Annotated in this window: 1 protein-coding gene; it reads left to right on the top strand. The window is 45.6% G+C overall.

Going from position 1 to position 250, the window contains the following annotated elements:
* Positions 1-250: hypothetical protein (locus DOS84_RS19175; RefSeq protein WP_207802085.1), on the top strand; the 250-nt coding region annotated here is incomplete at both ends.

The raw sequence follows: 250 nt of genomic DNA, 5'->3' as shown, positions 1-250 counted from the left end.
AATGCAGCAACAGGACAAATAACAGGAACACCAACTACAGCAGTTGCATCTGCAGGATATACCGTCACAGCCAGCAATACTGGTGGTTGTGGAACTGCAACATCGGTTGTAACCATTACCGTAAATCAAGCTCCGGCAGGATTGAGTTATACCGTTGCTTCACCAAGTTATTGTGTTGGAACAGCAATCACTGCTAATAATGCATCGCTAACAACAGCAGGAAGTCCAGCAGCTACTTATGCGGTTAGTC

Source organism: Flavobacterium aquariorum, from assembly GCF_003254745.1.
Taxonomy (GTDB): domain Bacteria; phylum Bacteroidota; class Bacteroidia; order Flavobacteriales; family Flavobacteriaceae; genus Flavobacterium; species Flavobacterium aquariorum.
This window is presented reverse-complemented; position numbering and strand designations above follow the sequence as displayed.